Below are 6,697 nucleotides of genomic sequence, written 5' to 3' on the forward strand. Positions count from 1 at the left end.
TACAACAACGAGGAGATCAGGATGAATAACGCGACCTTTCTGTCCGTTCAGCTGAACGCCGACGATTTCGCCGGTGCGACCGGCATCGTCGAACGACTGAACCGCCATCTGCTGTCCGCCACCGACGTGGCCGAGGCGGCCGACGCCCTCGTCCAGCTCGCGAGCGTCGCGCGCCTGACGGCCGGGCCGCGCCACAGTGTCGAGCTGCCGGCCGTGGCGATCGAGCGGCTGCGCGATGCGCTCGACACGCTGAGCGGGTATGACGAATCGTGGCTGCGCGTGCTGGAGCCGGCCGCCGCGCCGTTCATCGACCCCGCGCGCGGACGCCGGCCGCTGCACTGACGCGGCGCGCGCCCCAATGAAAACAGCCCCGGTTCCATGGTGGAACCGGGGCTGTTGCGAACCGGGGACGGATCGTCCCGTCGACCGGCCCTGTGCTTAGCGACCCTTGTAAACCGGTGCGCCGTCGGCGACGCGCTTGACCTGCCAGCCGGTCTTCGCCGCTGCCGGTGCGCCCGACTCTTGCTGGGCGGCCGGCTGTGCGCCGTAACCGGTCGTGTCGGCCGCCGCGACCGACTGTTGCGGGTTCAGACGCGCTTCCGCAGCCTGGATGCCTTCCGGATAGGTGGTGCGGTCGCTGCCCAGCTTGTAGCCGGCCTGCTGGATCTGGGCCAGCTCGGCCTTGACCTGCGCGCGCGTGACCGGCGCGTTTTGTTGGGCGAACGACACGGCGGGAACAGCGAGGACGGCAGCTGCGGCGAACGTTGCAATCAGCGATTTCATGATGACCTCCGGGATTTTTTTGCTCCGCCGCACACACCATGTCTGCAGCGATGGAACAGAGTTTAGTCCCGCGATCACCTAGGGAAAACCATGAAAGAACGAAAACACTGTTTCCCGGGAACCAACAATCCCGGGATTCGAGATCGAAAAACCCTATTCAGGGAATAGAATTTTGCAATAATGCCGCCCTCGCCGCGCGTTACGACCAGTTCGCGTGGAAGCTGCCCGGCTTGTCGGTACGCTCGAACGTGTGCGCGCCGAAGAAGTCTCGCTGCGCCTGCACGAGGTTCGCGGGCAGCCGTTCGGAACGATAGCTGTCGAAGTACGCGACCGCCGACGCAAATGCCGGCACCGGCACGCCGGCCTTCACCGCGGCGACGACCACCTCGCGCAGCGATGCCTGGTATTGCTCGGCGATGCCGCGGAAGTACGGGTCGAGCAGCAGGTTCGCGAGCGCCGGGTCCTTCGCGTACGCGTCGGTGATCTTCTGCAGGAAGCGCGCGCGGATGATGCAGCCCGCGCGGAAGATCTTCGCGATCGTCCCGAGATCGAGATTCCAGCCGTATTCCTCGGACGCGGTGCGCAGCTGCGCGAAGCCCTGCGCATACGAGATCACCTTGCTCAGATACAGCGCGCGGCGCACCGCTTCGATGAACGCGGCGCGATCGCCGTCGAACGGCGCGGCGGCCGGGCCCGACAGGATCTTGCTCGCCGCGACGCGCTCCGTCTTCAGCGACGACAGCACGCGCGCGAACACCGACTCGGTGATCAGCGGCAGCGGCACGCCGAGATCGAGCGCGTTCTGGCTCGTCCACTTGCCGGTGCCCTTCTGCGCGGCCCGATCGAGGATCACGTCGACGAGATGCTGGCCGGTTTCATCGTCCTTCTTGCCGAAGATCTTCGACGTGATCTCGATCAGATAGCTGTCGAGTTCGCCCTGGTTCCACTCGGTGTACACCGCGCCGAGCTCGTCGTTGGTGAGGCCCGCGACGTGCTTGAGCACCGCGTAGCTCTCGGCGATCAGCTGCATGTCGCCGTATTCGATGCCGTTGTGGACCATCTTCACGTAGTGGCCGGCACCGTCCGGGCCCATGTACGCGACGCAAGGGTCGCCGTCGGACGGCGCCTTCGCGGCGATCTGCTTGAGGATCGGCTCGACGAGGTCGTACGCGTCGCGCTGGCCGCCCGGCATGATCGACGGGCCGCGCAGCGCGCCTTCCTCGCCGCCCGACACGCCGGTGCCGATGAAGTGCAGACCCGATTGCGCGAGCTCCTGGTTGCGGCGGATCGTGTCGGTAAAGTGCGTGTTGCCGCCGTCGATCAGCACGTCGCCCTTCTCGAGCAGCGGCTTCAGCGATGCGATCGTCGCATCGGTCGCTTCGCCGGCCTTGACCATCATCAGGATCCGGCGCGGCGTTTCGAGCGACGCGACGAATTCTTCGAGCGTGTAGGTCGGTACCAGATTGCGGCCGGGGAATTCGGCGATCAGTTCGTCGGTTTTCTCGCGGCTGCGGTTGTACACCGATACCGCGTAACCGCGGCTCTCGATATTGAGTGCGAGATTGCGGCCCATCACCGCGAGCCCGATCACACCGATTGCTTGTTTGCCCATTAGTCAATTCTCCGGAAAAAACGGGGCGCGACCCAAGCCGGATCGCGCACAGGCGAGAGCATAGTGGAAACCCGGCAGCGGTGCGCGCTTGCCCATCATTGGTCGGCACGCGGCACGCGCCGGAACACGACGCTCAGATTGTTGGCCGGCATCTCGACCACCTCGGTGCAGTCGAGGCCGAGATCGGCGCCGAGCGCCACGACCGTTTCGAGATCGCGGACGCCCCACGACGGGTCGCGGCTGCGCAACTGGAGGTCGAACGCGTCGTTCGACGGTGCCGTGTGGCGACCGTCGCGCCGGTACGGACCATACAGATACAGTACGCCGGCCGGCCGCAGCACGCGCGCGGCGCCGGCAAACAGCGCCTGCGCGCTCGCCCACGGCGAGATGTGGATCATGTTGATGCAGACGATCGCATCGATCGGTGCGGCCGGCCACGATGGGTCGCGCACGTCGAAGTCGAGTGGCGCGTCGACGTTCGCGACGCCCGTGTGCGCGATCCACGCGGCGATCGACTCGCGCGCGAGCGGGTCCGGATCGCTCGGCTGCCAGCGCAGCGCCGGCAAGGCTTGCGCGAAATGGACGACGTGCTGACCGGTGCCGCTCGCGACTTCGAGCACGCGGCCGCGCGCCGGCAGCACGCGGCGCAGCACGTCGAGGATCGGGCCGCGATTGCGCTCGGCCGCCGGCGCCGACCGTCGGGCGGACGGATTCGTCGCGGGGTTCGGCGCGCTCACGATGCGTGCTCCGCGTCGTCGTGCGCCAGCCCCAGCCCGAGCCGCGCGGTCAGCGCCTCGAGTGCCGGCGCGCAGCGCGCTTCGACCTTAAGCGCGAGCATCGGATCGGCGCGCGTGCGGCCGAGGTTCAGCGCGGCGATCGGCTTGTGCTGCGCCTGCGCCCACAGGCAGAAGCGATAGCCGGAATACACCATCAGCGACGAGCCGACGACGAGCAGCGCATCGGCCGCATCGAGCGCCTGCGATGCAAGCGCGACGCGCTCGCGCGGCACGTTTTCGCCGAAAAACACCACGGCCGGTTTCAGCAGCCCGCCGCACGTCGCGCACGCGGGGACGCGAAACGTGTCGAGTGCCGACCATTCGAGATGCGCGTCGCCGTCCGCGGCCGGGTCGGCCTGTACGCCGAGCAGCGCCGGATTGTCCGCTTCGAGCTGCGCCTGGATCGCCGCGCGCGCGTGATGTGCGCCGCAGTCGATGCACGTGACGCCGTGAATGCCGCCGTGCAGCTCGATCACGTCCACGCTGCCCGCGCGCTGATGCAGGCCGTCGACGTTCTGCGTGACGAGGCGTTCGATCCGGCCCGCGCGGCCGAGCCGGGCGAGCGCCGTGTGCGAGCGGTTCGGCTGCGCGCGGCCGACGACCGGCCAGCCGATCATGCTGCGCGCCCAGTAGCGGCGCCGCGCGACGTCCGAGCCGAGGAATTCGTGCAGCTGGATCGGCGGCGAGCGCGTCCACTGGCCGTTGCGGTCGCGATAGCCGGGAATGCCGGAATCGGTACTGATGCCCGCGCCGGTCAGCACGAGCAGGCGCGGATGACGTTCGACGAACGCATGCAGCGCATCGAGCGCGGCCGGCTCGGGGGCGGTGACGGAGGGATCGGGGAAGGCGGTATCGTTCATGACGGCGGCGGCGGATCGCGCGTCGGCAGGCCGTGGACCGGCGCGATCGGCCGGCGCGCCAGCACATGATACCGAACGCCGCGCGATCGGGCAGGCCGCGCCGCCGCAAAAAAAGACGCCCATTCGCCGGAGGCGGATGGGCGCTTCAACAATTGATCCATCGGGGTAGTGGATCAATTGGCCTTGCGACGGGATCGCGCGCGCGCCGGTGAGCGAGCGGCGGCGCGCGCGCCGGCTCGCCGATCTGCGCGACGCGGACGCTGCGTCGACGAGTCCGGGAGACGGCAGGTGCGGCGATGACAGGCGCACGCGCGCGCGGCGCGCGCAGCACGCGCGGGAATGACGGTTGCGGAGGCACGCGCGGCCATGGCCGTTCCTGCGGGTCGTCCCCGACGGCCGACCGGCACCCGTCGGCCTCGTGCGTCACACGTGCACGTTCAGAACGAACCCGTCGGTCCGGATGGAACGAAAGGCCGCGCTACGTTGCCGCGATCGGCGGCGAGACGAAGGCGCGGGCAGGTCGGCGATTCATGTTTGCGACACGGTACGTGGCGATGCGATCTGTTTTCATTCTGTTGTCCCCGTCTCAGATGCGTCCGACCTCCTGAAGCGGCCGCCGTCGACAGTGCGGCGGCGATCGCGCTTGCGGCTCGTATCGACACGCAAGGAGCGCACCATGCGCGGCCGCACAAGGCGGTGCGGCGTACGCAGCGGCATGCCGCGGCCATCGCACGGCCAAGCGGCTCGCGAACGTTACGAAACTGAAACGTGCGAGACGCCGGTTCGATGTGCAACGGGCGGTCCGCGGAAGCCGCGGCGTCGCGCGACGGCACCGCACCGGTGGGCAATCGACGTTGCATCGATGCACGGCGATCGATTTCCTTACGATCGGCCGACACGGCGCACGGCAGCGGACGCGCTTCTCGCATTGCGCCGCGCGGACCTGCACATTTCGATCAGCCCCCTCAACGGACGACGCATCGACATGCCGCGAACGGATGCCCGTTCACACGACGCCGGGCGCGACGCCATGCGGCGCCTGCGCATCGACGCGCAACACGTTAGCATTCGGCGACGGCGCAGCGCATGCCGACGCGTGCGACACGCGCGACGCCGCACCATAAGTGCCGCACGCACACGCGCTGCGCTCGCTCGCCCGCCGCCAACGAGGAAACGCCGTGACTCCGACCGCCCGCGCCCGCCCCGACATCGCGTCACGCGTCTTCGCCGCGGAACGGCTGTCGATCGGCCTGACGCTGCCGCTGCTGCGCAGCGGCGACATCGTCGCGGACTTCAACGAGCAGGTCGAACTGGCCGCGCTCGCCGACACGCTCGGCTTTCGCGCGCTGTGGGTGCGCGACGTGCCGCTGAACAGCGCCGACTATCCGGATCCGGTCGGCCATCTCGATCCGTGGGTCTTGCTCGGCGCCCTCGCGTCCCGCACGCGCGACATCGCGCTCGCGAGCGGCGCGATCGTGCTGCCGCTGCGCCATCCGCTGCATATCGCGAAAGGCGCGTTGTCGGTGGCCACGCTGTCGCACGGCCGCTTCATCCTCGGGCTCGGCTCCGGCGACCGGCCGCCCGAATATGCGGCGTTCGGCGTCGATACCGACACGCGGCGCGAACGCTATCGCCGACATTGGGAAGTCGTCGCGGCGGCGCTCGGAACGCCGTCGCGCGTACTGCCCGACATCGCCGCGCCCGATGCACCCGAGTTCGAGCTGCTGCCGCATCGCGCCGATCCTGTACCGCTGCTCGCGGTCGGCTCGGGCGGACAAAGCGTCGACTGGATCGCGCGGCATTCGATCGGCTGGATGACGTATCACCGCGACCCCGACACACAGCATGCACGTCATTCGATGTGGCGCGCGGCCGTCGATCGGCTGCCGACGCCCGCCTTCCGTGCCTTCGGCGTGTCGATGCGGCTCGCGCTCGACGCGAATCCCGACGCGCAACCCGCCGCGCTGCCGCTCGGCTATTCGACGGGCAGACACGCTCTGACGGGCATCCTGCAAGCCATGCGCGCGGCCGGCGTTCATCACGTGACGCTGAATCTCGGCGCCGAACGCGCGGTGCGCGACGTGATGGAGGAACTCGCGGCGCACGTGCTGCCGGTCTTTCACGACGCGCAGCGGTGACCGTGCGGCGCGCCGTTCGCCGCGCTTCGTGCAGCGCTCCACGACGGATCGCAGATGTGCCGTTGCCGTAGCGAATGCAGCGCCCTGTGCACATCGTTCGCGGCTTGATCGAGCGCAACGCCGCCCCGCATCGCGCGCGGATTCGGAATCGCTCGCCGCAGGACCGCGTCTTGCGACCGTTGCGCGCCGGAACTATTCGGTTCCGATCGCGATCATGTTAACTTCCGTCCATCGTCCAGCTCGGCGGGCTGCGTGCCGATGCGCGCCCGCATGCCACTCATGCGACATTTGCTCCTCGGCTGGCTGCTCGCCGCCTTCGTCACGGCCGCACAGGCCGCCACGCCCACCCCCGCCGCCGCGTCGGCGGCATCTGCTGCCGCACCGGCACTGACCCCGCAGCAGGCGCGCCAGGCGCTCGCGGTGCTCGAAAGTCCGCGCGAACGCGAACAGGTCGAAACGACACTGCGCGCGATCGCCGCGGTCGGCGCACTGAGCGCGCCGGCCGTCCCGGCCGGCGCAGCGGCGCCG

The 6,697-nt window shown here is 69.1% G+C and carries 6 protein-coding genes and 1 pseudogene; 3 read left to right on the forward strand and 4 right to left on the reverse strand.

From position 1 onward, the window contains the following. Positions 1–21: 21 nt before the first annotated feature. Entirely contained in the window at positions 22–342 is a 321-nt protein-coding gene (locus HMPREF3115_RS18345; RefSeq protein ID WP_006404062.1) for a hypothetical protein, read from the forward strand. A 96-nt stretch (positions 343–438) separates the two neighbouring features. Here HMPREF3115_RS18345 and HMPREF3115_RS18350 read toward each other — a convergent pair whose 3' ends face one another. The 4 genes from HMPREF3115_RS18350 to HMPREF3115_RS18365 form a co-directional block, all read right to left on the reverse strand. Continuing rightward, positions 439–783: a DUF4148 domain-containing protein gene (locus HMPREF3115_RS18350; protein ID WP_070555556.1), complete on the reverse strand. Its 345-nt coding sequence runs from the start codon at positions 781–783 to the stop codon at positions 439–441. A 199-nt stretch (positions 784–982) separates the two neighbouring features. Beyond that, positions 983–2,395, reverse strand: coding sequence for an NADP-dependent phosphogluconate dehydrogenase (gene gndA / locus HMPREF3115_RS18355; protein WP_070555558.1), 1,413 nt, complete (start codon positions 2,393–2,395; stop codon positions 983–985). 95 nt (positions 2,396–2,490) lie between these two features. Beyond that, a complete protein-coding gene (locus HMPREF3115_RS18360; RefSeq protein ID WP_069221242.1) occupies positions 2,491–3,132 on the reverse strand; it encodes a DUF938 domain-containing protein in 642 nt (213 codons plus the stop codon). Next, the gene (locus HMPREF3115_RS18365; RefSeq protein ID WP_088924457.1) at positions 3,129–4,031 is read right to left on the reverse strand and encodes an NAD-dependent protein deacetylase; all 903 of its coding nucleotides are present in this window, start codon (positions 4,029–4,031) and stop codon (positions 3,129–3,131) included. Before HMPREF3115_RS18365 ends, HMPREF3115_RS18360 begins: the two co-directional genes overlap by 4 nt. Positions 4,032–5,209: 1,178 nt before the next feature. Between HMPREF3115_RS18365 and HMPREF3115_RS18370 the strand changes: the two genes are divergently transcribed. Both HMPREF3115_RS18370 and HMPREF3115_RS18375 read left to right on the forward strand, forming a co-directional pair. Continuing rightward, entirely contained in the window at positions 5,210–6,169 is a 960-nt protein-coding gene (locus HMPREF3115_RS18370) for an LLM class oxidoreductase (protein WP_059937513.1), read from the forward strand. Between the two features lie 279 nt (positions 6,170–6,448). Next, a pseudogene (locus HMPREF3115_RS18375) lies at positions 6,449–6,697 on the forward strand (mechanosensitive ion channel protein); the annotation flags it as partial.

Origin of the sequence: Burkholderia sp. HMSC10F09, from assembly GCF_001806955.1 — a bacterium.
GTDB lineage: Bacteria > Pseudomonadota > Gammaproteobacteria > Burkholderiales > Burkholderiaceae > Burkholderia > Burkholderia multivorans.

What these genes read in the sequence shown, in the direction of transcription:
- HMPREF3115_RS18345 (WP_006404062.1), top strand. Translation starts at nt 22, where the DNA reads ATGAATAACGCGACCTTTCTGTCCGTTCAGCTGAACGCCGACGATTTC.
- HMPREF3115_RS18350 (WP_070555556.1), bottom strand. Translation starts at nt 783, where the DNA reads ATGAAATCGCTGATTGCAACGTTCGCCGCAGCTGCCGTCCTCGCTGTT.
- gndA (WP_070555558.1), bottom strand. Translation starts at nt 2,395, where the DNA reads ATGGGCAAACAAGCAATCGGTGTGATCGGGCTCGCGGTGATGGGCCGC.
- HMPREF3115_RS18365 (WP_088924457.1), bottom strand. Translation starts at nt 4,031, where the DNA reads ATGAACGATACCGCCTTCCCCGATCCCTCCGTCACCGCCCCCGAGCCG.